18 protein-coding genes are annotated in these 24,673 nt (G+C 66.5%); 7 read left to right on the top strand and 11 right to left on the bottom strand.

The annotated features are described in order from the left end of the window. Positions 1-281 precede the first annotated feature (281 nt). From eccCa to eccD, 3 genes are read right to left on the bottom strand one after another with little or no spacing between them, the layout of a single operon-like run. Complete coding sequence (gene eccCa / locus ACWEKS_RS02025) at positions 282-4,304, bottom strand: type VII secretion protein EccCa (RefSeq protein ID WP_452338374.1); 4,023 nt, start codon at positions 4,302-4,304, stop codon at positions 282-284. 17 nt (positions 4,305-4,321) lie between these two features. Further along, complete coding sequence (gene mycP / locus ACWEKS_RS02020; RefSeq protein ID WP_452338373.1) at positions 4,322-5,794, bottom strand: type VII secretion-associated serine protease mycosin; 1,473 nt, start codon at positions 5,792-5,794, stop codon at positions 4,322-4,324. After that, complete coding sequence (gene eccD, locus ACWEKS_RS02015) at positions 5,791-7,212, bottom strand: type VII secretion integral membrane protein EccD (protein WP_452338372.1); 1,422 nt, start codon at positions 7,210-7,212, stop codon at positions 5,791-5,793. Before eccD ends, mycP begins: the two co-directional genes overlap by 4 nt. Positions 7,213-7,422: 210 nt before the next feature. Here eccD and eccA point away from each other — a divergent pair, with 210 nt between their 5' ends. The 7 genes from eccA to ACWEKS_RS01980 all read left to right on the top strand — a co-directional run bounded on the left by eccA (position 7,423) and on the right by ACWEKS_RS01980 (position 18,304). Next, positions 7,423-9,258 (top strand): type VII secretion AAA-ATPase EccA, encoded by a 1,836-nt coding sequence (eccA, locus tag ACWEKS_RS02010; RefSeq protein ID WP_452338371.1) that lies wholly within the window; start codon positions 7,423-7,425, stop codon positions 9,256-9,258. A gap of 14 nt (positions 9,259-9,272) precedes the next feature. Beyond that, entirely contained in the window at positions 9,273-11,426 is a 2,154-nt protein-coding gene (gene eccE, locus ACWEKS_RS02005; RefSeq protein WP_452338370.1) for a type VII secretion protein EccE, read from the top strand. Between the two features lie 237 nt (positions 11,427-11,663). Beyond that, the gene (locus ACWEKS_RS02000; RefSeq protein ID WP_452338369.1) at positions 11,664-12,788 is read left to right on the top strand and encodes a DUF7373 family lipoprotein; all 1,125 of its coding nucleotides are present in this window, start codon (positions 11,664-11,666) and stop codon (positions 12,786-12,788) included. Positions 12,789-12,796: 8 nt separating this feature from the next. Further along, positions 12,797-14,113 (top strand): DUF7373 family lipoprotein, encoded by a 1,317-nt coding sequence (locus ACWEKS_RS01995; protein ID WP_452338368.1) that lies wholly within the window; start codon positions 12,797-12,799, stop codon positions 14,111-14,113. Positions 14,114-14,228: 115 nt separating this feature from the next. Next, the gene (locus ACWEKS_RS01990; protein WP_452338367.1) at positions 14,229-15,467 is read left to right on the top strand and encodes a DUF7373 family lipoprotein; all 1,239 of its coding nucleotides are present in this window, start codon (positions 14,229-14,231) and stop codon (positions 15,465-15,467) included. A gap of 191 nt (positions 15,468-15,658) precedes the next feature. Then, the gene (locus tag ACWEKS_RS01985; RefSeq protein ID WP_452338366.1) at positions 15,659-16,783 is read left to right on the top strand and encodes a DUF7373 family lipoprotein; all 1,125 of its coding nucleotides are present in this window, start codon (positions 15,659-15,661) and stop codon (positions 16,781-16,783) included. A 9-nt stretch (positions 16,784-16,792) separates the two neighbouring features. After that, the gene (locus tag ACWEKS_RS01980; protein ID WP_452338365.1) at positions 16,793-18,304 is read left to right on the top strand and encodes a serine/threonine-protein kinase; all 1,512 of its coding nucleotides are present in this window, start codon (positions 16,793-16,795) and stop codon (positions 18,302-18,304) included. A gap of 31 nt (positions 18,305-18,335) precedes the next feature. On the opposite strand, the gene eccB is transcribed toward ACWEKS_RS01980, so the two are convergent. The 8 genes from eccB to ACWEKS_RS01940 all read right to left on the bottom strand — a co-directional run bounded on the left by eccB (position 18,336) and on the right by ACWEKS_RS01940 (position 24,591). Continuing rightward, positions 18,336-19,847: a type VII secretion protein EccB gene (gene eccB / locus ACWEKS_RS01975; protein WP_452338364.1), complete on the bottom strand. Its 1,512-nt coding sequence runs from the start codon at positions 19,845-19,847 to the stop codon at positions 18,336-18,338. A 120-nt stretch (positions 19,848-19,967) separates the two neighbouring features. After that, positions 19,968-20,300 carry a hypothetical protein gene (locus ACWEKS_RS01970; RefSeq protein ID WP_379381678.1) on the bottom strand — a complete coding sequence of 111 codons (333 nt, stop codon included), beginning with the start codon at positions 20,298-20,300 and terminating at the stop codon, positions 19,968-19,970. 47 nt (positions 20,301-20,347) lie between these two features. Next, on the bottom strand, positions 20,348-20,650 hold the full coding sequence (locus tag ACWEKS_RS01965) for a WXG100 family type VII secretion target (protein ID WP_452338363.1): 303 nt from the start codon (positions 20,648-20,650) through the stop codon (positions 20,348-20,350). Positions 20,651-20,742: 92 nt separating this feature from the next. Continuing rightward, positions 20,743-21,531: an ESX secretion-associated protein EspG gene (locus ACWEKS_RS01960; RefSeq protein ID WP_452338362.1), complete on the bottom strand. Its 789-nt coding sequence runs from the start codon at positions 21,529-21,531 to the stop codon at positions 20,743-20,745. After that, entirely contained in the window at positions 21,528-22,556 is a 1,029-nt protein-coding gene (locus tag ACWEKS_RS01955; RefSeq protein ID WP_452338361.1) for a PPE domain-containing protein, read from the bottom strand. Before ACWEKS_RS01955 ends, ACWEKS_RS01960 begins: the two co-directional genes overlap by 4 nt. An 18-nt stretch (positions 22,557-22,574) precedes the next feature. Next, complete coding sequence (locus ACWEKS_RS01950) at positions 22,575-22,889, bottom strand: PE family protein (RefSeq protein ID WP_379381670.1); 315 nt, start codon at positions 22,887-22,889, stop codon at positions 22,575-22,577. Between the two features lie 50 nt (positions 22,890-22,939). Next, the gene (locus tag ACWEKS_RS01945) at positions 22,940-24,280 is read right to left on the bottom strand and encodes a hypothetical protein (RefSeq protein ID WP_452338360.1); all 1,341 of its coding nucleotides are present in this window, start codon (positions 24,278-24,280) and stop codon (positions 22,940-22,942) included. Continuing rightward, positions 24,277-24,591 carry a hypothetical protein gene (locus ACWEKS_RS01940; protein WP_364605502.1) on the bottom strand — a complete coding sequence of 105 codons (315 nt, stop codon included), beginning with the start codon at positions 24,589-24,591 and terminating at the stop codon, positions 24,277-24,279. The genes ACWEKS_RS01945 and ACWEKS_RS01940 overlap by 4 nt, the downstream gene beginning before the upstream one ends. Between the last annotated feature and the right edge of the window lie 82 nt (positions 24,592-24,673).

Genomic DNA, 24,673 nt, shown 5'->3' with positions numbered 1-24,673 from the left:
GACGCTTTCGGCGAGGTCACGCGTCCGCAGACACCGTGCTGTGGACGGCGGCGATGCTCGGATGGTCGAGGGTCATGGCGAGATTCGCTTCGTGGCCCAAGCGGGCACGGATTTCGGGGACCTCGGCGAGGGGGCCAGAGGGCGTGGCGGCGGGGCAGAGCGGAGTGGGCGGCCAGGTGGACCGTGCCCATTCCGCCGCTGCCGAGCGCGCGTTCGATGCGGTGGCCGCCGGGTATCGAGCCGGAGCCGATGTTCATGCGACTTCCTTGTGTGCCACCCGGTTACAGCGCGGGGAGGTCGGCGATTTGGATCATTTCGTCGCCGCGGGAGCGGGACCAGAGGATGCCGCGGCCGGGTGGGAGGCGCATGGGGCGGATGTCGCCGATGAGTTTGCCCTCGTCCCGGGAGCCGCTCATGAGGAGGGCGGGGACCGACAGGTTCTTCATCGAGCCCAGGACCTGGTCGTAGAGGGCCCGGGAGATGCCACCCATATTGCGGGAGATGATGACGTGCAGGCCGATGTCGCGAGCCTGCGGTAGGAGTTCCACCAAGGCGCCCAGGGGGTTTCCGCCCGCGACGACCATGTCGTAGTCGTCGACGACGACGTAGATCTCCGGGCCGGTCCACCAGTCGCGATCGCGCAGCTGCTGGGGGGTGATGTCGGAGCCGGGGATGCGCTTGGAGAGGTAGTTGACTACTTCCTTGATCATGCCGCCGCAGGTCTGCGAGGAGGTGGAGTACCCGGCCAGCTGATCGCCTTCCAGCACACCCAGCAGGGTGCGGCGGTAGTCGATGAGGATGACGCGGGCCGTGTCGGCATTGGAGCTCTCGGCCAGGCCGCGAATGATGTTGCGCAGCACCGTGGTCTTACCCGATTCGACTTCGGAGAAGACCATGAAGTGCGGGTCGGAGCTGAAATCCAGGACGATCGGCTGCAGTTCGGATTCGCCGATGCCGATGACCACCTTGGTGGGGCTCTGCTGAATTCCGTGGCGGCGGGCCAGTTCCAGCGCCTGTTCGCGGGGCACGCTACCGGGCAGCGTGCGAACGGCGGGTGCGCGGCGTTCGCCCCAGATGGCCTGCATCTCGGTGCGCGCCGCGGCCACACCCTCGGCCAGATTCTGGACGTTGGTGTCGGAGTCCAGGCGCGGCATGGCGATGAGCATGTGCAGCTGGTCCGGGGTGAGACCGCGGCCGGGCCGGTTGAGCGGGACGTTGACCGCGACGCGGCGGCCCATCTCGGAGTCGGAGGGGTCACCCAGGCGCAGCTCGATGCGGGTACCGATCATGTCCTTCACGGAGGCGCGGATCTCGCCCCAGCGGTTCGCGCCCAGGATCACGTGGATGCCGTACGAAAGACCCTGGGCGGCAAGCTGTCCGACCACCGGCTCCAGGCTGTCGAATTCCTCGCGGACGACCTGCCAGTTGTCGATCACCAGGAACACGTCGCCGAATCGGTCGGCCAGTACCGGGTCGTCGGCGCGGTCCGAGGCCAGCGCGGCGTGCTTGCGCCGCCGGAATTCGGCCATGGATTCGATGCCCTGGGCGGCAAAGCGCTCTTCGCGTTCGCGCAGCAGGGTGGCGAGTTCGGCGATGGTCCGCCGCACCTTGTCGGAGTCGAGCTTGCCGGCGACCGAACCCACGTGCGGCAGGCCGACCAGACCCGCCATGGAGCCACCACCGAAGTCGAGGCAGTAGAACTGCGCCTGTTCGGGCGTGTGCGTGGCCGCCGCGGACATGATGATGGTGCGCAGCGTGGTGGACTTGCCGGACTGCGGGCCGCCGACCACGGCGACATTGCCCTGCGCCCCGGCGAGATTGATGGTGAGCACGTCGCGGCGCTGCTCATAGGGCTTGTCGATGATGCCGATCGGCATCCACAGCTGCCCGTGCCGGTTGACCGGCGACCGCCAGTCCGGATCCGGCAGCAGCATGTCCACGGTCGGCGACTCTTCCAGCGGCGGCAGCCAGACCTCGTGGGCCGGGCGGCCGTGACCGGTCAGGCGTTTCACGACGGTCTGGAGCAGGCTGTCGGGCAGGCCTTCGTCGCCCGTCGGCGGCGGGGGCGGCAGCAGGTCGAGCGGATCGAGCGGGTTCTCCGGTTCGGCCTGCTCGAGGATTTCGACCATCGCGGCGGTGAATTCGCGCGGTGGCGCTTCGACGACGGTGGTGCCGTCCGCGGCCTGCCGGGCGGCCCGGGGCGCGACGTAGGGACCCGATACATAGGTCGCGTTGAACCGCAACGGATCCGAGGCGTCGCTCTTGAGGTAGCCGGAACCCGGGACACCGGGCAGGTGATAGGCGTCGGTGATGCCGAGCACCGCGCGGGATTCGTTGGCCGAGAACGTACGCAGACCGATGCGATAGGACAGATGCGAGTCGAGGCCGCGCATCTTGTTCTCCTCCAGCCGCTGCGAGGCCAGCAGCAGGTGGACGTGGAGCGAGCGGCCCAGTCGGCCGATCATGACGAACAGATCCGCGAAATCTGGCTTCTGCGAAAGCAATTCGGAGAACTCGTCGATGACCACGAACAGCGCGGGCAGCGGGTCGAGCGGCACGCCGGCCGCGCGGGCCTTCTCGTACTCGTTGACATTGGCGAAGTTGCCCGCCGAGCGCAGCAGTTCCTGCCGCCGATTCATCTCACCGGCGAGCGCGTCACGCATACGGTCGACGAGCGAGAGCTCTTCTTCGAGGTTGGTGATGACCGCCGCCACGTGCGGCAGCGGGTCCATACCGAGGAACGTCGCACCACCCTTGAAGTCGACCAGGATCAGGTTGAGCTGATCCGGCGAGTGCGTGGTGACCATCGAAAGAATCAGTGTGCGAAGGAATTCCGACTTACCCGAGCCGGTGGCGCCGATGCAGAGGCCGTGCGGCCCCATCCCGTTCTCGGCGGATTCCTTGATGTCGATCTCGACGGGCGTCCCGTCCGGGGTGATGCCGATGGGCACCCGTAGTCGTTCGCGGCCGGCGCGCGGCCGCCACACCTTGGCCGGGTCGATCTGGGACGCGTCCGGAATCTTGAGCAGGTTCATCAGACCGGGGTCGGCGGCGGAGGTGTTGTCGCCGAGGCTGACGATCTGCGCCGCGGTGGCGATGCGGAAGCGAGCCAGGCTGCGCGAGAACGCCTCCGCCTCGGCAAGGGTCACGCTGTCGGCATTGGCGAACTTCTCGGTGCCGGCCGCGCTCTTGGCGAACACCTCTCCCTCGACCGCGACGAGCTGCAGCCCGCGCCGCGCGGCCAGGCTGTTCTCGGCGGCGCTCAGGTCGATGACGGTGACCGCGTCCAGACCGGATTCGCTGATCAAACGCTCACTGCCGCTGACATATCCGTCGTCGATGACGACGACCAGGTGCATGCGCCCCTGCGTCGGTTGCGGATTGCGCATGAACCGCCCACGCTCGAGCAGATCGTCGGCGAGCGCCGTCTCCAGCTCACCGAGCGAGCCGTAGATCATGCGGGCCGCGCCCATGCCGTCGCGCTGGCTCGAATGCTGCACGTGCGGCAGCCATTTCGCCCACGCCCAGGCCTCGCAGTCGGGTTCGGCCGTGACGATGGCAACGGCGACGTGGTCGGGGCCGTGGAACGCGGTGAGCTCCATGAGCATCGACCACACCAGCCCGCGCGTGTCCTCGGCCGGTCCTTCGACATTGATGGCCGGGAAGGCGCGCAGCGACACCGCGGTCGGCAGGTGGTGCACCACGGAATGCGTTCGCACGAAACGCCGCAACGCGACGGTGGACACCGGTTCCAGATCCTCGAGCGGACCGGTTTCCGGCCGCGCCAGCTTGGCCGCGAGCCGGTGCGTGCCGATGCCGACGCGCACATGCCCGAAGTCCGGATCGTTGGGCCGCCGCTCCCACATGCGCCGCGAGCCCACGATGGACGGCAGGTCAGCCGGTTCCGGATGGCTCCAAACCAGCGTCTCGAGCTGCTTCTGCCCGGTGCGCCGCACCTCGCGGCGAGTCTGGTCGAGATACCGGAAGTAGTCCTTGCGTTCCTCGTTCAGCTCCGCGGAGCTCTTGCTGCTGCCGCGCTGACCCATGAGCATGCCGGCCATCGACATGATCATCATCATCGGCATCATCATCATGTACGGGTTGGACAGCATCGACCGGCCCATCAAGCTCATCATGGCGAGCATGCCGATCATGGCGACCACCATGACGACCGGCATGAGCTTGCCCATGAGCGGCGCGGGCACCGGACGCGGAATCTCCGGCGGCGCGGTCAACGCCATCTCACCGCCCGGGGCGCGGGGTGGAGCGATGCGGGGCCGGCGCACGAAACCTTCGGTAGCCATGGGTGTTTCTCCGGTCGTTAGGAATCGAGGTCGGGTAGCTCGTCGTCGCGGCGGCGTCGCCGGAACGGAATCGACACGGCGAGACCGATTCCCAGCGCGGACAGACAGACGATGGTTCCGACGGTGGCGACCAGCCGCGGCAATCGCGGCGGGCCGACAGGCTTTTGCGGTGTGGGGAAGGCCTGGGATTTCGCGGCCCCGACATGGATCGGCAGCTCGGGCGTGTCCGCAGTGAGTGTGCTCGCCGGGAACTGCGCGGTGAGGGCGGCGACCGGATCGATCAGGCCCGCGCCGACGCGGTCATCGCGGCCGGTGCCGGGCTGATGCGCGGTGAGCATGATCTGGTTCATCACCTGCCGCGCGGTCCAGTCCGGGTACTTCGCCCGCACCAGCGCCGCCAGGCCCGCCACGTACGGCGCCGCGAAACTGGTTCCGTTGATGGCCTTCTGGCCCGAGTCGAGGCCGGTGGCGTTGACCAGCCCGGTCCCGCCGGGCTTGTTGTCGAGCGAGACGATGTTGGTCCCGATCGCCGCGACACCGACCCACGGGCCGTAGAGCGAGAAGCTGGAGGGTCCGCCGCTGGGATCGACCGAGGCGACCGCCAGCACATACTTGTTGAACCAGGCCGGGCTGGAGATGGTCTTCACCTTGTCCCAGCTGGTCTTGGTATTGCTGTACTGGTCGTTCTGCGTTCCGCAGCCATTGGCCTGGTCCACATTGCCGGCGGCGACGACCACGACCACGTTCTGTTCGTAGGCGAACCGCACGGCGTCGCCGAGCGTGCTGTCCGCGGTGTCCCCTCCGGCGGCCGTGCAGGCGTCCTCGGAGATATTGATAACGGTCGCACCCATATTCACCGCGCGCACCACGGCCGCGGCGAGGGTCTGCATATTCCCGTACCCCGACTTGCTCATGCTGCCCGGCGTGTCCCCGCCATTGGAGTCCTTGGCCTTGTAGGCGTCGCTGAGCTGACGGATCGACAGGATCTCCGCGTCCGGCGCGACTCCCACGAACGCGTCGTCCGCGCTGGGCTGAGCGGCGATGATGCCCGCGACCAGGGTGCCGTGGCCGTCGCAGTCCTCGGTGGTGCCGTCGCCATCGGAGACGTAGTCCCCACCGCCCTGCAGGTTCGCCAGCCGCGGATGCCGATTCACACCCGTGTCGATCACGGCGACCTTCTGCCCCGCGCCCCTGTGGTTCGGCCCCGGATTGGCCTGCCAGGCCCCGGGCAGGTCGAGCACCTTCTGCGCGACGGGTTCATCGCGCGGTGTGTCGCCCTTCAGCGACTGTTCGACGCAGACCGCGTTCTTCTGGGTCGGCACCGGTGGCGCGGGCTTGCCGGCCAGCGCCTGCGCATCCCCGATATGGGAGAGGTCAGGATCGGGCTGGGTGACGGTGGCCGCCGCGGTGCCCTGCGGCCCCAGCAGCGCACCGCCGAGAATCGCCCCCGCACACAGTGTTCGCGCCCAGTTTCCAGGACGCCGACTCATATGTTCCGGGCCGTCGAGTAGACGTCCATGATCCACAGCACCAATGGGACGATCGACACGATCAGGCCGTATTCGAACAGCTCGTTGAAGCGCCGGGTGACCGGGGTGACCTCGACATGCGGGCCGATGACGCCGAATCCGACGGCTCCCACCGCGAATACCAGCAGCAGCCCGGCGGAGACGAGCAGCATCCCGTCGTCGGACAGTGCCAGCAGCACCGCCAGACCGATGAAAGTGACACAGCCGCTGGCGATCAGCGTGGCGGCCGGGGTGAGATCGGCGAACGAGCGTCCGCGCAGGCAGAGAATGATCGAGATGACGACGGCCAGGGCGATGCCCTGCCAGCGGTCGGAGTGCAGCGGGTCGGCTGTGCCGAGCGCACCGGCGACGGCGCCCAGCGCACTGCCGATGACGATGCCGGTCTGGAACTGATTGGCCGTGCGAGCACGCTGCCCGAGCCCGTGCGCGGAGGGCAGCACGGTGGCTCCGATGGCGCCGATGCCCTCGATGGTGGGGCGGGGTTCGTGGTCGGCCGGATCGATGGCGGCGCCGGCGGTGGGCACCGGCGGCACGGGCAATCGCGCCAGCATGGCGGCCAGCCGCGGCACCATCGACAGCACGATGATCGACGCGACCAGAACGCCCGCAGCCACTTTCGGCACCCCGGCATCCCAGATCATGCGCACGGCCGCGCCGATTCCGGAGAGGATCACCACGGTCACGACGGCGGACACCACCGCGGCGCCGGCCCCGATGATGCGGTAGCCGACCACGGCGAGCAGCAGGGTCGCGGCCGCGCCGAGCATGAGGTGCGGACTGCCCACCGAGCCAGGCACGGCCAGCGCCGCGCCGCCGAAGGTGAGCAGCAGCATGCACAGGGTGAGCACGGTCGCGGTCAGCTCGTCGGCGTACTTGCGCATGGCGATGGCGGCGGCGACCAGCGCGGCGATGGCGCCGCCCAGCAGCAGCGGCGGTGCGACGAACTTGTCGCCCCCGGATCGCGAGATCAGGCCCAGCACAACCGCGAACGCGACCGCGGCCACCCCCGCCACCAGTCCGGTCCACCGTGCGGCGGTCACGGACCAGCTGCGGAACTCCTCCGCCGTGAGCCTCGATACAGCGTCGATGACGTCGTCGAACAGCGCGGGCGCTTCCTTGGCGGAAACCGCACGCAGCACCAGCAATTCGCCGTCGTAGATCTCGGCGTCATTGAGCGTCTGACTGGGCGCGATCATGTCGCGTCCCAATTTGGCCAGCGTCCAATGCTGCGACTGGAGTGGCGTTCCCCCCTCCTCGCCGCCGATCGGGTCCGGATTACGGGATTCGATGAGGCGCACCAGATCACCGATGAAGGCGGCGATCGGAACGTTGGCCGGCAGACCGACGTCGAGCTGGGTATTCCCCCCGATGACGGACACACGGCACAATTCGGGTTCAGCCGCCCGCGGGCCGCTGATCGACTGTGCTGTCACTAGCTGAACTGCTCCCCTGTAGCTCTCAACAGTTGCCCGCCCAGGGCGGTTAACCATAATGTATCCGACTGTCCGCAGCCGTGCGATTCGCACGGTGTGGGTGGGGATTGTGAACGAAAGACCAACCAGGCTCGACGAATTCGGGGTTCGACTAGGATGATCGACACTCGCCAGGCCCAACGCGCCTTCGATGCGGGAGTGCTGTCACTGGGGTTGAGCATCGAGGGCCAGGAATCGAACCGGGACCTCGACTACGCCAAACTCGCCTTCCAGCGCGCGACCGAATGGGACCCCACCATGGCCGACGCCTGGCTGGGCCGGGCCGCCGCCGGGGATGTCACCAAAGATGTTCTGAGCAACCTCTACAAGTGCAGCACTGTGTCGCTGGGACGGGAACAGCGCCGGTTGGGGCTGGCGCCGCGGGTGCTTGCTGGACGTTTTCTGCCCGGGCTCTACATCGATTACCCGCTGTCCAGTTTCACCGAGATCCAGCTGGCGTGGGCCGCGCACCTGATCGCCGAGAAGTCCTACGACGAGGCGCTGCAGGTGCTCGATGAGCTCGACAAGCACCGCCGCGCGCGGGCGGGCGAGCCCGACTTCGAAATCGACGGCCGCATAGCCAAATACGTGCGCGGCATCCTGCACTACAACACCCAGCGCTGGCCGGACGTCATGTCCGTGCTGAACGGATCCGACGGCTGGGAGGACCCGTACCTGGCCGCGGGCGCGCACGTAATGGTCGGTACGGCCTGTGCGCAGCTGGGTCTGTTCGGTGAGGCGATCCGCCGCATGGAGGCCGCCGAGGCAGGCCCGATTCCGGCGGCCCGCACCGCGGCCATGTTCTGCCGCGGCCTGTGCCTGCGCGAGAACGGCCAGGCCGAGGAGGCCCAGGCGCTGTTCGAGAAGGTGTATTCGCAGGCACCGGATTTCGACGCCAATACCGCGGCCATGCGCGACCGCACCTACCGCATCACGCTCACTACCCGGGAGGTGATCGAGGCCCGCACCGACCGTTGGGATCCGGCCTCGGCGCCCTCGCTGGAGGAGAAGCAGGCCGCCGAGCACGAGGACCGGGCCAAGGAGATCCTGGCGCAGGCGCGCGCCGAGCTGGACAAGCAGATCGGCCTGGCCGCGGTGAAGACGCAGGTGGCCAAGCTGCAGTCGAGCGCGCAGCTCGCGAAGATTCGTGCGGAGAAGGGACTTTCGAGCTCGGCGCGCGGTCAGCACCTCGCGTTCACCGGCCCGCCCGGAACCGGTAAGACCACCATCGCGCGCGTGGTCGCCAAGATCTATTGCGGCCTCGGCATTCTCAAGACCGACAAGGTCGTCGAGACCAAGCGCTCCGACTTCGTCGGCCAGCACCTGGGTTCCACCGCCATCAAGACCGACGCGCTGATCGACACCGCCATGGACGGCGTGCTGTTCATCGACGAGGCGTACACCCTGATCCAGCAGGGTCTTTCGGGTGGTGACGCGTTCGGTCGCGAGGCCGTCGACACGCTGCTGGCCCGCATGGAGAACGACCGCGACCGCCTGGTGGTGATCATCGCCGGATACGACGGCGAGATCGACCGCTTCCTGGCCGCCAACGACGGTCTGGCCTCCCGCTTCGCCAAGCGGCTCCAGTTCCCGTCCTACACCGCGGAAGAGCTCGGCCGGATCGGCGAGGTCGTCGCGTCCAAGCGGGATTCGGAGCTGTCCGAGGACGCACTGCGCGCCTTGGTCACGACCTGCGAGAAGCTCTACACCATGGAGAGCACCGACCAGAGCGGGCAACCGCGCCGCGGTGTCGACGTGGCCGGCAACGGCCGTTTCATCCGCAACCTGATCGAGGCCGCCGAGGAGGAACGCGAATTCCGCCTGGCCAATGACGAATCCATCGATCTGAGCGCCATCGACGAATCGGTGCTCATGCGGATCGAGGGCCCCGACATGAAGGCCGCGCTGAGCACCTTGCTCACGTCACTCAACCTGTCGTCGGCCGCCGACTGAGGGGCAACTGAACTGTGAACGACTTTCCGCGGGGAGCGGGCGGCTATCAGCCGGGCGGAAATGGTGGGAACCCAGTCGGGGACGGGGGCTACCCCGGAGACGGGCGGCACGGCAGGCCGCCGAGCGGTTACCCGCAGGGTGGTCCGGGCGGCTACGGCCCGGGCGGGCCACGAGAATACGGACCGGGCGACCCGGGCTTCGGGCCCGGCGGACCCGGCAACTTCGCGCCGACCGGTGCGGCGAGCGGCCATTCACGCAGCGGGGAAGGAGATTTCGGGCGTGGCGGGTTCGACGAGTTCTCGCACGGCGGCTCGCCCGTAGCCGCGCCGCCGCGACCGGCGCCGCCGCAACCGCGTCCCCCGGCGGCGCAGTCCGCACCAGAGCCCGTGGAGTCTCAGGGGCAGCACTCGCAGTCCGCAGCGAACCGGCCCGCGGCGAATGCCGTTGCGGCGGAGCTGCGGTCGGAGGATCTGTGGCTGCTGCGGAATCTGCCGTTGCGACTGGTGATTCCGGTGGCCTTGATCGGCGTCGCGGTCTCGCTGGTCGTGGTGGCGCTGCACGCGCCCTGGTGGGCGGCGCTGGTGGCCGGGCTGGTGCCCGCGCTCATCGGGCTGGTCCCGGTGGCCGGCACGCCGATCGGGCTGCGGCTGGGGCGGTGGGTCGGGTATCGCTGGAAGCAGGCGCGCCGGGCGAGTCTCGACGAGAACGCCCTGGTCGACGTTCCGCTGCCCGATGGCGGCAGCTGTGGATTGCGCTGGGACGGCACGCTGTTGACCACCATGCTGCGCATCGATCCGCCGCCGGACACGCTGACCTTGCTGCGGCGCGGTTCACTGAGTACCGATCAGCTGTTGCCGCTCGACGAGATCGCGGCCTGCCTGCGGCAATACGATGTCGAGTTGCATTCGGTCGATGTCATCAGCACCGGCACCCGCACCGCCAGCACCGAGGCGGTGATCTCGGGCTACGCGGCCAGCATCGCACCGCTGGGCCGCCTCTACGACGAGATCCTGGGCCCGCTGCCCGCCATCGCACACCGCACCATGTGGCTGGTGCTGCGCCTGAATCCGCTCGACAACGCCAAGGCCGTCGACAATCGCGGCGGCGGTCCGGAGGGCGCCTTGCGCTCGGCCCTGGTCGCCACCCGCCGGGTCGCGAATCGCCTTGCCGGGCACGGTATTACGGCGTCGGTATTGACGACGTCGGAGATGACGACCGCGGTACGTGAGCTCACCCGCGGTATTCCCGTCGGCGAATTCACCGAGCACCCGGACAACCTGGAGCACAACGGGGTTCACCTGACGAGCTACCAGATCGATCCGCAGCTGTTCAATTCCGATGGCCTGGCCAAGATCTGGGCGGTCCGCAGCCTCGCCACCACGGTGACCGTCCGCCTGCAACCGGTCCCCGAGCCCGGCGCGAAGCCCGGCCAGCCCGCGAGCATCATCGAGGTGGACGCCCGAGTCCGCTACGACACCCCTTACGAGCACGGCGAACCCCCGGTAGCGGGCCTGAAGGAACTACCCCGCCGCCAAATGTGGGCGCTCATGGACATCCTCGCCTACGGCACCCAGGAGATTCGCCCCAGCGGCTACCGCGGCCCCGTGGACGTCCTCACCGACATCACCATGCCGACAGCGGGCTGCGGCCAGCTCATCGGCGCAGACGCCACCGGCAGCGGCATCGCGGTCCCCCTCATCGGCGACGGCTCCCGCCGCATCGACATCATCGCCAGCCTCCAATTGGCCCAGCAGGTCATCCTCCGGGCCATCGCTCTCGGCGCCGGCGCGGTGGTCCACACCGCCCGGCCCGGCGCCTGGCAGGGCATGGTGACGAATGTCGCCGCCCCCCACGCCCTCTCCCTGGCCTCCTCGGTAACCCACAGCTCCCGCGGCACGGCCGTCACCGGCCGCCTCCCCAGCCCGGCCGCCACGGTCATCGTCTTCGACGGTGTCCCGGCCAGCGCTCCTCCCGGCTCGGCCACGGTGGTCACAATCCACGAATCCATCTCCGCCGATTACCAACCCGACGCCGACGTGACGATCGTCCAGCACCCGGACGCCCCGCACACCATCTCGGTGCACACCCCCGCCACCATGACCACCGCCCAAATGGTCACCACCCCGGCGGAACAGCATTACCTCAGCGGGGCCACGGCCCGGCGCTGAGACGCCAAGTCCCCCAGTGGATTCCCAAGGTGTGCCGCTGCTCGAACCTGACAGTATGCTTTGCAGGCGAGCAGCTCAGGTATGGCTGGTCATTCGTTTCGGGGGAAGTTCTACATGCGTCACGGTTTCAACCGACCTCGGTCGGTCCGCGTCCGGCCGCGCGCGGCGGCGGCAGCGTTCTTACTGATCACAGCTTTGACGAGTACCGGCTGCGGGGCCGATTCCCGTGCGGCCGAAGTGAACTCGGTAGATCTGAGCAAACTCGACACCGGCAGCTACGCGACCGCGCCGACGCCGGTCACCACCACCGGCGCGAGCGGGCGCATCACGGAGGCGCTGCGGCTCGGGAACACCATGCCGCTGCCGATGGAAATCGATCCCGCGCTGACCCACGACGATGGTGGTGTACACCCCTTCGCCCATATCTCCGAAGTGCTTCGTCCCGAGATGAAGGGTGGCCATTCGGCGTTCGGTTGGCTCAATGAGGCGGCCTTCACCAATGATCCGGACGGATTCGTGGCGGGTTTCGCAACGGCCGCACGCACGGACGCGGACGAATCCCTCGGGTACCGGCTCACCGATGTCGTCATGGTCTTCGACAACGACGGCGACGCCGCCGCGGCCGCGGCGGCCGAGGGTGCCAACGGTTTCCTGGACGTCGGCTTCGGGACGGGTGAGCCCGCGCAGTCGCCCGCGCATCCCGCCGCGCACCTCTCGTGGCTGCCCGACGACCAGTACCTCGCGACGTTCTACCCGATCGGGAAGTACCTCATCCTCACGCTGGTCAACAGCGCCGAGAACTTCTACGCGAAGATCTCGGATCTCCCCGATCTGATCGCGAAGTCCGACAAGACGATCGACGTCACCGCCGACAAGCTGAAATCGTTCCAGCCCACCGCGCCGGACCAGGTCGACTCGTTGCCGGTCGATCCGCAGGGCCTGCTGCGCCTCACCCTGCCGCGCCCGGCCGGGGACCAGACAGCGCACGCGTTCGACGGCGTGCTCGACCGGCACGGAGCCCTGCACACCGAATCGAATGTGGTGCTTGCCCGCTCGTTGTACGACAAGGCCGGGGTGGACGCGGTCGCCTACGGCGCAGGAGCTCTGTACCGGACCCGGGACGCGAACGCGGCGACGGACTTCGTGAAGTCCAACGTGGACAAGTTCCTCCACCGGATCGATTCGCCGCCCGGGCTGCCGAGCGCGTTCTGCGTGAAGTACCACGGCCCCGATGTTCATGCGTTCCCGTTCACCTGCTCGGTCGTCTATGGACGTTTCGTGGCGACGGTGTGGTCTCAGCAGCAGCAGGACGTCTTCCAGCGCATCTCCGCGCAGTACGCCATCCTCGCCAACGGGAAGTAGGGGGAATCGTGAAGCGTCTCGGTGCGCGCCGCGGTTGCGGCAGAACAGTTCTCGGTGCGGTGTCCCTCGTCGTCGCGGCCGCCGTGACCGCGCCCGCCCTGGCCGGATGCGCCAGCGAGGTGTCCGGTACCGCGGCCGCCGCGGAGGTCGATGTCCGGCAACTCCCGGTCGGCAACTACCCGACCGACCCGCTCGACGTACGGATGACCTACCGCCACAGCAGCGGCGAGGGATATGCGATGGCCATCGCGCGCCTCGCCGACAACACGGTCATCGGAGCGGACGTCGACCCGTCGTTCAGCCACAATCTGTTGTCCAAGTCGCTCACCTCGGCATCCAGTACCTATGCCATACTGGCCGACCCGGTTCGAACGGTGCTGGACGCCAGTAACATGGTCTACGGCTACTCCACCGCCTCCAGCACCAAACCGCTGGGCAAGTCCAGCGGTTTCAGCCTCTCCGGGAACTTCCAGCCCTTCGGCGGCGCGGACGTCGATCCCACCGCCAGTTCGTTCAACCTGACCGTGATCCAGTTCCCCGACCAGCAGAGCGCCCAGACGGCCGGACGGGACATGGAGGCCGCCGACTTCAACGTGGCCCCCGACCAGAACGTCCACGTCACCCTCACCGGGAACCCCGCCGCCATCGCCCATTGGCGGCCCGGCGTCCCATCGCTGGCGGCCGTCTTGACCGACGGCTCGTACGTGGTCGACCTTTTCGTCCAACAACCCACCGCCGACCTCGACGGCCTGCGCGGCCTCGCCGGCAAGATCCTCACCGCCCAACTGCCCATGCTCGACCGCGCGCCCGCACTGTCGGCCAAGGACATCTACCGCCTGGATTACGACCCCGACGACATGCTCCGCCGCACCCTGCACCCCAGCTCGTTGATCAACCCCAACCCGGACACCGAGATCACCCACACCGCCCGCGGCTACCTGCACTACGTCGACGACCAGACAACCTGGAAACCCTTGCTGGACAACAACGGCGTCGACCGCGTCTCGGAGACCGACAAGGGCAGCCTCCTCTTCCGCGCCCGCGACCCCGAGTCCGCCGCCGCCCTGTGGACCGCCATCACCGCCCTCACCCCCACCCCCGCCGAGGCCCCCGCCAAGGTCCCCGACGTCGCCTGCGCCGACAACCACGACGCCGCCGACAACAACTCCGACAAGGACTACGACGCCTGGAACGTCGACGACAAATACATCTGCACCGTGCGCTACGACCGCTACGTCGCCCGCGTCGCGAGCAACCAGCTGATCGACGCCCAGCAGAAGGCGGCAGCACAATACGCGGTGCTCGCGAATAGTCAGTACCTGTGAGATGCCACCCGGCCAATTGACGGGGTGCCCCGCACATCCATACCTCCCAGTACACTCTGCACACCAGAAGCAAGGTGACACTGGCTATTCCGTTTCGGCGGGGGGAATACTTGACATGCGTCATGGCTATGGCCGACTACGGTCGGCCCACATCGGGGTGCGCGCGGCAGCGACGGCACTGCTCGCGGTTTCAGTATTGATGAGCGCCGGATGCGGTTCGAAATCACATGCGGCCGAGGAGAAGACGGCCGATCTGACCAAGCTCGACACCGGCAGCTACCCGACGAAACCGCAGGACCCGACCACCTCGGATCCCGCCAAGCGAGCCCGCATCCTCGAGGCTGTACGGCTCGGCAACCTTCTTCCTCTCGCCTCTGAGATTGATCCGGCCCTTACCCACAACGGGTCCGGTGCAAACGTATTCACCGGACCGAACTCGTTCGGCGGCTATCTCAATGTCGATCATTTCGTAGATGACACACCGGGATTCGTTGCCGGCTTCGCTACCAGCGGACGTCCTTCAGAAGATGTCTTCGTCGGATATACGCTGACAAATGCCGTCATGATCTTCGACAGTGACAGTGCCGCCGCAGCCGCGGCGACCGCCCTCGCACGGAGCGGCATGACGCTGGAGTTGCCGAACACTACGGCTGATCCTGTGCAGTCGAGCCACCATCCAACCGCCCAAATGATCTGGGCTCCTGCCGAACAGCGGCTTGCCTCCTGGTATGCCACTGGGAGATTCGTCGTCTTCACCATGATCAATGAGATCGAGAACGCCGTCGTCCAGAACGATCTCCACGTCGCGCCCGAAGCCGCACCACTTGCGGTTGCCGACAAGGCCATCGAGGTCACCACTGACCGGTTGAAGAGCTTCCAGCCGACACCGCCGGACAAACTCGCCGAGCTTCCACCCGACCCCGACGGCATGCTCAGACTGAGCCTGCCACGACCGGCAGGCGATCAGACGGCTGATGCGTTTACCGGGACGCTCGACCAGCACGGCACGCTCCACATTGTGGGCGATACGGCCGTGTACAAGGCACTATTCGAGAAGACCGGGATGGATCGCGCTGGTTACGGTGCGGGAATCCTGGTTCGCACCAGGGACGCGGCCTCGGCCGAGACCTTTCTCGATACCACATCCACTTCCCGGTTCAAGCATCGGATAGAGCCGCCGACCGGGCTCCCTGCTGCACGCTGCGTGAAGTATCACGGCCCCGACGACAACGCGGCGCCATTCACTTGCTACGTGACATACGGGCGGTATGCCGCAACGGTCTGGTCTCAGCAACAACAGGATGTGTACCAACGGATTTCCGCGCAGTACGCGATCCTGGCGAACAACAAATAGGGGGGCTTGTGAAGAGGCTTGTCGCTCACCGTTTCGCTGGTAGAGCAGTCGTCGGAACGATCGCCGTCCTTCTGGGCGTGTCATCACTCTCTGGATGCGGGAGCCAGACATCCGGGAGCCCGACCGCAGGCGAGGTCGATGTACGACAACTGGCTGTCGGCAACTATCCGACCGACCCACTCGATGTCCGCATGTCTTATCAGCACAGTGGTGCCAGCGGGAAGAAGATCGCCCTGGCACGGCTGGCTGACAATGTCGTGATCGGCGCCGACGTCGACGCGAAGTTCAGCCACAACGTTCTGGCGCTGTCATTGGACTCGACCAATGCGACACTGAATTCGGTGCTGGCCGGTGCGGTGCAGCCCGTATTGGAAAGCAACGGCTTCATTTTCGGCTTTTCGGCAGCCGCGAGCACCCGCGAGCTGTCCGCATCACGCCTGCGCGATCATTCGGGCAATTTCAATCCATTCAACGGTGCCGCGGGTGATCCGGAAGCAACCGCCTTCAATGTCACTGTGCTGCAGTTCCCGGACCAGCACCGTGCACAGGCCGCAGCCGATCAAATGGAAGCCGCCGACTTCGCGGTCGCGGCAGATCAGAACGTTCGTGTCACGCTCGCCAAACAGCCCAACGCGAAGGCCCATTGGCGACCCGGTGTCCCTTCGATGGCTGCCACGATGGCGTACGGGCAGTACGTCGTGAATGTCTATGTGGCACAGCCCAAGCCTGATCTCGATGCGCTTCGTGGACTGGCCGAGCAGATCTTCGCGGCGCAGCTGTCACTGCTCGAAAAGGCACCCGCACTGTCGCCACATGAGATATTCCGACTCGACTACGACCCTGACGCCATGCAACGCCGGACGCTGCATCCCAAGGGATGGCTCAACCCCCACCCTATCGACGAAGCGACCCATACCCCGCGAGGCTATCTCCACTACGCCGACGACCAGGTGGCCTGGAAACAACTGCTCGACGACAACGGCGTCGACCGCATATCGACCGCGAGTAGCGGTGGCTTGCTATTCCGCGCTCGTGATGCCGAGTCCGCTGCCAAGCTGTGGTCCGGAATCAACGGTGCGGCAGGTGCAAACGCCGAAGCACCCGCCAAGGTGCCCGACGTCTCCTGCACCGCGAAACCCGGAGACGAATCCGGCGCTTCATGGTGGGCCTCCAGCGTCGCGGGAACCAGCACCGCCTACGTCTGCACCCTGCACTACGACCGCTACGTCGCCCGCGTGGCCGGACCCCAATTGGTCGACGTGCAGCAGCGGGCTGCAGCACAGTACGCCCTGCTGGCAAACGCTCAGTACATGTGAGGAATTGGGATGAACATCGGACCGGGCACCATCATCCGCGGCTACCGCATCGAGCGCGTCCTCGGCGCGGGAGGCATGGGCACGGTATATCTGGCCAAGCATCCGGAACTGCCGCGCTGGGACGCGCTGAAGGTCCTCAGTCCGCAGTTCAGCGCGGATCCGGAGTACCGGGCACGGTTCGAACGCGAAGCAAATCTCGCCGCGGCCCTGGATCACCCCAATATCGTCTCGATCTACAACCGCGGCGAGGACAACGGTCAGCTTTGGATCGCGATGCAGTATGTCGACGGCATCGATGCGGCGGCCGCTGCCGAAAGGAATCCGCAGTCGATCACGCCTTGGCGCGCGTTGCATATTGTTACCGAAGTGGGGCGTGGCCTCGATCACGCACATCGCCGAGGCCTACTGCACCGGGACGTGAAGCCCGCCAATTTCCTGTTGTCGATGGGCGACAACGGTGAAGAAAGGGTGCTGCTCACCGACTTCGGCGTCGCCAAGTCCACCGAGGATACCAACGAACTCACCCAGGCCGGTGCCTTCGTGGCCACGATCGCCTATGCCTCACCCGAGCAGCTCAGCGGGCACCGACTCGATCATCGTGCCGACATCTACAGCCTGGCCTGTTCGTTCTTCCGACTGTTGACAGGCCAGAATCCCTACCCGGGAACGCAACCGGCCGTGGTCATGATGGGTCACCTCAACGAGGCGCCGCCGCGGATCAGCGCGGTCGATCCCACTCTTCCCGCAGCTGTGGACGAAGTGATCGCGGTCGCGATGGCAAAGGACCCCACCGAACGATTCGATACCTGCCACGAATTCACGACTGCCCTGAAATCCGCTCTCGAGTACGGAGTTTCCGGCCTGTCCATGACGACTGTGCCTCACAGTCGGTCCACCGTGCCCAGTGAACCTCCGTCGTCAGTATCCGAGGTCGCCCCGAGATCCACGGCCCGTAAACGGCCCTGGCTCATAGGCGGAGTCGCCGCCGCCACCGTCATCGCAGTGGCGGCGGGGGTGGGCGTCTGGGCTACGCAGCACGATTCCACTGCATCAGCGCCCGGAAGCCCGATAGCCGATGCTCGCGCGCAGAATCCATCATTCAACGGGAAAACCATTGTTGTGCTGGATATTTCAGGCGTCAGCGGCCACTCAGCGACCATGGATGTCCAGTTGAAGCCCGGACCTCAATCGAAGTTCCTCGAGGATTTGGGCTTCAATTACAACCCCAACTTTCTTCGCAGCGGCGATGAGCCGAACCCCCGGCCGATCACATCGGGGTCGAGTACGCAGTTCGACGCGATGCAGCCCATCAATTCCGGCTATCTCGTCGCCGTCCGCAGCGATACCGATGCCGGCGGCGGCGGGTTGGTGAACCTGCCCTCGGCCGTCACGGGTAGCAAGGCTTCCGTCATCGTCCTCGACGACCCGTCCGCAGTTGCCGCGATTCGTCAATGGTCGGACAACTCCGAACAGGTCCTCCTCGACAAGCTGCTGCCGATCTTGCGCAAGAACGTCAGGTAATTCGGTGTCGCCCGCTGCTGCCGAACCGTGACTACTGGGTCGGCAGCGTGTCCCAACTCTTCAGCGCATCCTGCTTGGCCAGGGTGGGACCGGGGACCAGCTGGCCGATGATCTCCCACGGGGCCAAATGCGGCGTGCTGCCGAGTCCGAGGATCTGCGCGGTCGCCAGATCCGGGATGCCGTAGCGGATTCCATTGTCAGCCACGTAGAACAGATTTTCGCGCCGCTGGCTGCCCGGTTCGATACCCGTGGTACGAACGAACTCACCGGTGGTCGGCGGCACGTAGACGGCATCGACACGATCGCCGTTAGCTCCGTCCTTGGTGGCCAGCTCGACCGGCTTCTGCGAATCGGGGAGCGGAAGACGGGTGCCGAGGAGCAATTGGACGGTCGCTCGGTCCGAAGGTCCTTCGGTAGCATCCGCCTGTTCCTTGCCGAGGCCGCTCTTCTTCGCCCAGGTGACGCAGGCTACCGGGTTGTCCTCCGCGGTAACGATCTTCGGCGTGGAGCTGGGGAAGTCGTCGACCGGCAGCGAATGCACGACCGGGATTCCGCTGATTACATCGGGTGTCACGGACTTGAAGCCGTTCATGCCCTGTGAGTTGTCGGAGCCGATGACCTGCGCGGTGAACGTGGAGATGCGCTGAACACCGTCCGCGAGCACAACATAGAGGTCGGATCGGTCAGAACCATCCAGAGCCGCGACCTTGATGATGCCGCCGACCGGCACAGTGCTCAGTTTGCCCACACCGTTCTCGCCGGTGCGAGGAATGGTGGGCGGGACCAGCGGAGGAACCTTGACGGCCGCACCGATCAGATCGGTCGTCGCGGGCCGAGGCCGCTTGCCGCTCAAGCCTAGTGCTTGCGCGATCGAATCCTTGTTCCGATCGAATTCCGCGACCTTACCGTCGTAGACCAGATAGTCCTTGCCACCCTTGCTCGCCCAGACAGCCGTGCTCGAATCGGCGACCTTGATCCGATCACTGAGCTCGAGGCTTCCGGAGATAACCGTGGTCTCCGCACCGGAGGAGGAGGCTGCCCCACCTGAGGCTGATAGTGGCACCCTGTCACACAACGTCCACTGGGACCTTTCGCCCTGTTCCGTGCCCGGCAAAGCTGCGGGCACACCCGGAATTCCGAGGATCGGGCCACGCGGTGCCGTGTTGAGCTTGCTGTCCTTGACCGACTTCGGGGTTTCACCGGTTCCCGAAATCAACCGTGCCGAAGCGAGATTCAAGGTCGGATACAGGGTGATCTTGTTCTTGTCGTCTTTGTCCCGCATTACGACATAGAGTGCGCCGCTGTCCTTGCCCATCACGATGTTCGCATCCCCGATGGAGCCCTGGGGACGAATGAACGCCATGATCGCCGCGCCCGCAACCACCAGCAACGCGAGAACCGCTCCGACCATGAACGATCGGAACTGCGAGCGCATCGGGTCGTGCAGCATCCGCACATCGCGGCGCACCAATGCGTGATCGAGTCGGCGCAGCAGGAAGCGGTACCCATTGACCTGGGCACGGGTGCTCAATTGGGCTGGCACTGACCAAATCCTTCGTCGAACCGGGAACTACGGGCACGTAGATTACTGGGTGTCAGCCGACGACAGCGCACCCCTCCTGATCGGAGGCGTGCGCTGTCGTGAGCGGCACCGACGTCCTCGCTAGGCGAAGGACTGGCCGACCTTGCTGTCCGCCGCGAGGGCGTTGTTCAGCGCATTCTCGACCGCAGTGGCAACGGCATCCAGCGTCGACAGGCACTTGTCGGCGTAGGCGTTGTCCCAGTGGGACTTCGCGGCAACAACCGCCTCCAGCGCGCCGTTCTCCGCGCCGCTGGCCGGGTTCGACCACGCCTGCTTCAGTCGCTCGCAGGCCTGGCCGAGGTCGCTGGAGGTATCGATGGCCGACGTGCCGTCACCGGCAACAGCGACCAGGTCCTTGTGAAACTGCCGAAGATCCGCCACGAGGGTGGTCATTCCAGCCTTGTCGTAAAGCATGGTGGGTTCCTTTCCAAGTATCCGAAAGTTGAAATGGCCAGCGTCGGCTAGCCGAGGTTCGTGAGGGCCTTCGCGAACTCGTCCTTGTTGGCGATGTCCGTGTGCGAGAACACGTCCGTGCCCTGGCCGACCTTGTCCTGGAATTCATCCATGGCCGCGTTCAGCTTCTGGGACTCGTCATCCCAAGCCACCGCGGCGGCGTTGAACGCGTCGGCCGCGTCACCCGCGAAGCTGCCCTTGGACGAGTCCACCCGGTCGGTGATCTTGCGGAGGATGTCCTTGATCGAGGCGACTACGTCCGCCATGTGGCTCTGGGCCGCCTTGGCCATTTCCGCATCATTTGCAACCATCGTCTGTACCTTGCCTTTTCTTGGGAATGGATAGGCGATGCGTTGCGCATCACCGGTTCGGGGTGACTAGCTGTGTGTGGGTCACAGGTGACTCACGACAGCCACCTCCCCCCAGGCAGCGAGTCGATCAAAGTCGAGATCGACTGCGCGATACGGTGATCACTGCCCGGTGTCAGCGTGGACCAGAGTTGCTGGTCCGGGGCGACCCCCGGTGCGGCCACGATGCGGCCCCGTGCGGTGTCGTAGACAGCGACGGCTCCGGGCGATCGGTCTGTGAGGCCATCGGCGTAGGCGTAGGCCACGATTTCGGCGTAGGCATGGGTGGCGGACAGGGCGAGGCCGTAGGTGGTGGCGTCGGTGTCGGGGACGCCCAGGCTGTAGACGGTGCTCGCGTAGTCCGCGGAAGTTGTTGCGGTGTCGAGGCGTTCGGCCAGGTCTGCCGATTCGGCGCTGAAGGCGGCCAGGTCGGCGGGCGGGCAGGGGCCGAGTGCGTCGAGGAGGGGGCGGGCGAGGGAGGCGCCGGAGCCGTCGGACCACAGGGGGTGGATGTCGAGCGTGTCGCCGCGGCGGATGGCGACGGCATGGTCTTCGGCGCGGCGGGTGACGCAGACTCGGATGGGGCCGTCGGCGGTGTGGACACGCATGGCCAGTTCACGGTCGGGCTGAGCCAGTACGAAAAGGGCTGTGGCGGTGTCGGTGTCGACATCACCGTGGGCGTCGATTATGCGGCGGGCGCGTAGGTCGGCGCGGGCTAGCTCCTGCGCCTGTTCCCATTCCTGGTACGAATCCTGCTGCGGGCCGATCGACAGCACCAGGGGTAGGGTCTGCACACCTAGGTGTCCAGCGAGTGCGATCACGCCGTCGTTGGTGAGGGTCGTCATGAGGCAGCCTCTTGACCGTACTCTGTTGCGCCGGAAGCACTTTCAGATCCAGTACTACTCGCGTTGAACGCGATGTCGACCGGAGCGCGCTGCGCGGCCGGGTCGATTCCGCCGAGCACGGCGGGCGCGACCTGCATACCGGAGGTGAGGCCCAGTTCGGCGTCGCCGGTGGGCGCACCCACGAGTCCGGCGCGCGGGATGTGCTCTTCGTCGTTGTCCTGCCCCGCGCTGCTCATGGCGGTGGGCGCCATCGACGTGCCGGCCTGCTGAACCGTAACCGGCTGTGTCACCACACGTTGCGTCGTCGTTTCCTTCGCCTCGACCGTTGTCGCGCGCACCTGGGTCAGCGGCATCGGCGGCAGGTTGAGCGAGTCGAGGGACAGCGTCGGCAGCGAGGTCGGCGCGATCGACGGCGTTTCCGGGGTCTCCACAGGTTCGGCCGGTTGCTCTGTAGGCGTCAGCCCTGCGGTCACCTGTGGCGGCGCCTGGTGTTCCCAGGGTTTGGCGAGCGATTCGGTGGCGGCCTCGTACGTCCGCATCACCCGGGCAGCCTCGGCTTTCGCCTTCTCGGCGTCGGTCTCGGTCGCCGCCAGTCCGCCCAGCAGCGGCAGGCCGGCGGCCAGACCGAGCTGCTGCATCAGCTGCTGGAGGTCTTTGAGCTTCTCGACCTCGTCGACGTCCGGCATGGTCAGTTTCGCGAGCTCGTATGCGGCGGCGTGTGATTCCGCCTGCGTCGCGTTACCGGCAGCGGCCGAAGCGGACGCACCGAGCCAGTCCCGCAACGCCTTGATGCGTTCGATGAACGGACCGGAGTTCTTGGATTCCCAAGCGCTGTCGAGGATTACGAGAATCCGCTCGTATTCGACGGCGGCAGCCGCGAAACCCGCGCTCAATCGCGTCCACGCGAGACCGGCCTCGGCGGCGGGTACCGCACCGGCACCCGTCACCAGGTCGCGCGCCAGCTGTTCGGGCGGCCGGGATTCCCAAACCGTCTCGGTGAAGCCGGGTTTCGTCGGTTCCAGCATCGGGGAAGGTCTCTCCGCTCAGCCGGCGAAGCCGAGGACGGACTGCTCCTCGACCTGCCCGAAGGTGTCGAACTGACTACGCAGCGTCGAAGCGAGATTGCGCAGTTCGGTGACGCCGTCGCCACCGGAGGCCACGAAGGACGCGGCCACCGCGTTGAGCGTCTGCGCGGCGCGCTGTGACACCTCGTCCGCTCCGGCGGGCGCGAAGTCGAGCTTGACCTGCTCGACGCCCAGTCCGTTGGCGATCCGGTCGGCGAGCGCGTCCAGCTGGGCCGCGGCGTCGCGCGCGGTCGAGGCGTCGAAGCGCAGACCGTCGAATGCGTTGGTGCTCATGCCAATCCTCCTGTTACCCCTGGCAATTCGGTCCCTACATCACAGTGATCTCAGAGTGTGAGCGCCTTGTCCGGCGGCTCCTCGATGGCTTCGATGGCGCCGACCACCGGCAGAACCACACCTTCGATGACACCGACCACCTCGTCGCCGTGCGCACCCGTGACCAGGCCCGAGCGGTCCGAGGTGGACTCTTCATCGGCCGCGCCGGCCCGACCCGCGGCACCAGCGCCCGAGGCCATCCCCGGCGAGGTGGTGGCGGTGGTACGACCGGTCGCCTCGGTGGCGGTCTTGGGAACTCCGGTGCCGGAGGTGACCTCACCCGTCGGAATCCGGCTGGTGCTCGGCGTGTTCGTCGGTGTCGTGGTGGTGGGCACGCCGCCGAACAGGGTGCTGAGCGGACTGCCGCCGCCACCGTCGGTCTTGCTGGTGTCCGGGCTGTCGGTCTTCGCAGCGTCGTCGGTCTTGGTGGTGGTGTCCGTGGGCGTGTTGGTCTTGGTGTTCGTATTGGTATTGGTGTTTGTGTTCGTATTGGTATTGCTGTTGCTCAGAGCCGAGCTGATATCGCTGGCGCCGGTGGAGACGACCGAAGCACCCTTCTCGACCAGCTTTTCCGCGACCGTCGGCGCGACGCTGGCCATGGGCTGCAGCGCGGTGCCCACCATGTTCACCAGATCCGCGATATTGGATGCGATCGGCGCGCCCGCGATCATGATCTTCGTTCCGGCCGCGGTGATCTCGGCGGTGCTGCCCGCCAGCTCGGCGCTGGTCTTGGCCGCGATGGCCGTGCCTTCCGTGATCGCGTCGGTCGCGGTCGCGATCAACCACGGGATGCCGGCGGGAGTCGCCAGCATCGCGATGCCCGCGGTCACCTCCGCGACGAATTTTGCGATGACAGCGCTGATTTCGGCATAGCCCTCAGCGACGATGGCCTCGGCGCTCAGCAGGATCCCGTGCTGCTGAGCCCCCTGCGCGGCCACCTCGACGCTGTTGGCCTCGACCGTCTTACTCTTGTCCTCCGCGGCATTGGCGGCATCGCCGGTCCAGGTGTTCATGACCGTGCTGGTCGCCGACTTGCTCTGCGACACAGCGGAAGTCAGCGCACTGATCAGCGAGGTCAGAATGGTCGCCGGATTGAAACTGCTGTTGCCCAGGCTCCCCGTCCCGAACGACTGCAGCAAACTGACGACCGGCTGGATCAGGCTCGTCAGGTCGATCGTCGGCAGCGTGGGCATCTGTATCCCCGACAGATCCGGCAGGCTGATCGACGAAAGTTGGGGCAGCTGATGCAATCCCAGATTGCTCAATACATCCGAGACCGGAGTATCGAGGTACTGACCGATCGGACTGCTGCGGAGCTCGTCCAGCACGGTCGGATTCGACGGGTTGGTCACAGCACCGTCGATAGGAAGCTCGCCGCCGAGGTGACTTCGTTGGTCCCGTAGGCCCCGACAGCCGCGTACGCCGTGGTCGCGGTGTCCGCGTGGACCGCCGCGATTTCCGCTGAGGACAACAGGTAATTACCTTGCGCGACAGCGAACGCCGCCAGGAACTCCTGCCCGATCAGCCCGAACACCGGCACCGCCTGCGCGAGCGCGGTAGCCACATCGGCACCGGCTGCCCCCGCGACCTGCGCAGCGATGCCCGCCTTCTGAGTGCCGTACGCCAAGATGGGCGCGAATTCCGCCGCCACATGATCGGCCATGAGTGTCCCTCCCACTACCTATGATCGTGCTCAGACTACAAGTGCGAAAATTCTTGTGCCAGACCGCAAGATGCAAACTCTG

The sequence above is a fragment of the Nocardia sp. NPDC004711 genome (assembly GCF_053601595.1).
This window is presented reverse-complemented; position numbering and strand designations above follow the sequence as displayed.

Excerpts from the sequence above, each read along its gene's own strand:
- eccCa (WP_452338374.1), bottom strand. The coding sequence starts at position 4,304 with ATGGCTACCGAAGGTTTCGTGCGCCGGCCCCGCATCGCTCCACCCCGC.
- mycP (WP_452338373.1), bottom strand. The coding sequence starts at position 5,794 with ATGAGTCGGCGTCCTGGAAACTGGGCGCGAACACTGTGTGCGGGGGCG.
- eccA (WP_452338371.1), top strand. The coding sequence starts at position 7,423 with ATGATCGACACTCGCCAGGCCCAACGCGCCTTCGATGCGGGAGTGCTG.
- ACWEKS_RS01990 (WP_452338367.1), top strand. The coding sequence starts at position 14,229 with ATGCGTCATGGCTATGGCCGACTACGGTCGGCCCACATCGGGGTGCGC.
- ACWEKS_RS01985 (WP_452338366.1), top strand. The coding sequence starts at position 15,659 with ATGTCTTATCAGCACAGTGGTGCCAGCGGGAAGAAGATCGCCCTGGCA.
- ACWEKS_RS01980 (WP_452338365.1), top strand. The coding sequence starts at position 16,793 with ATGAACATCGGACCGGGCACCATCATCCGCGGCTACCGCATCGAGCGC.
- ACWEKS_RS01970 (WP_379381678.1), bottom strand. The coding sequence starts at position 20,300 with ATGCTTTACGACAAGGCTGGAATGACCACCCTCGTGGCGGATCTTCGG.
- ACWEKS_RS01965 (WP_452338363.1), bottom strand. The coding sequence starts at position 20,650 with ATGGTTGCAAATGATGCGGAAATGGCCAAGGCGGCCCAGAGCCACATG.
- ACWEKS_RS01960 (WP_452338362.1), bottom strand. The coding sequence starts at position 21,531 with ATGACGACCCTCACCAACGACGGCGTGATCGCACTCGCTGGACACCTA.
- ACWEKS_RS01955 (WP_452338361.1), bottom strand. The coding sequence starts at position 22,556 with ATGCTGGAACCGACGAAACCCGGCTTCACCGAGACGGTTTGGGAATCC.
- ACWEKS_RS01950 (WP_379381670.1), bottom strand. The coding sequence starts at position 22,889 with ATGAGCACCAACGCATTCGACGGTCTGCGCTTCGACGCCTCGACCGCG.
- ACWEKS_RS01940 (WP_364605502.1), bottom strand. The coding sequence starts at position 24,591 with ATGGCCGATCATGTGGCGGCGGAATTCGCGCCCATCTTGGCGTACGGC.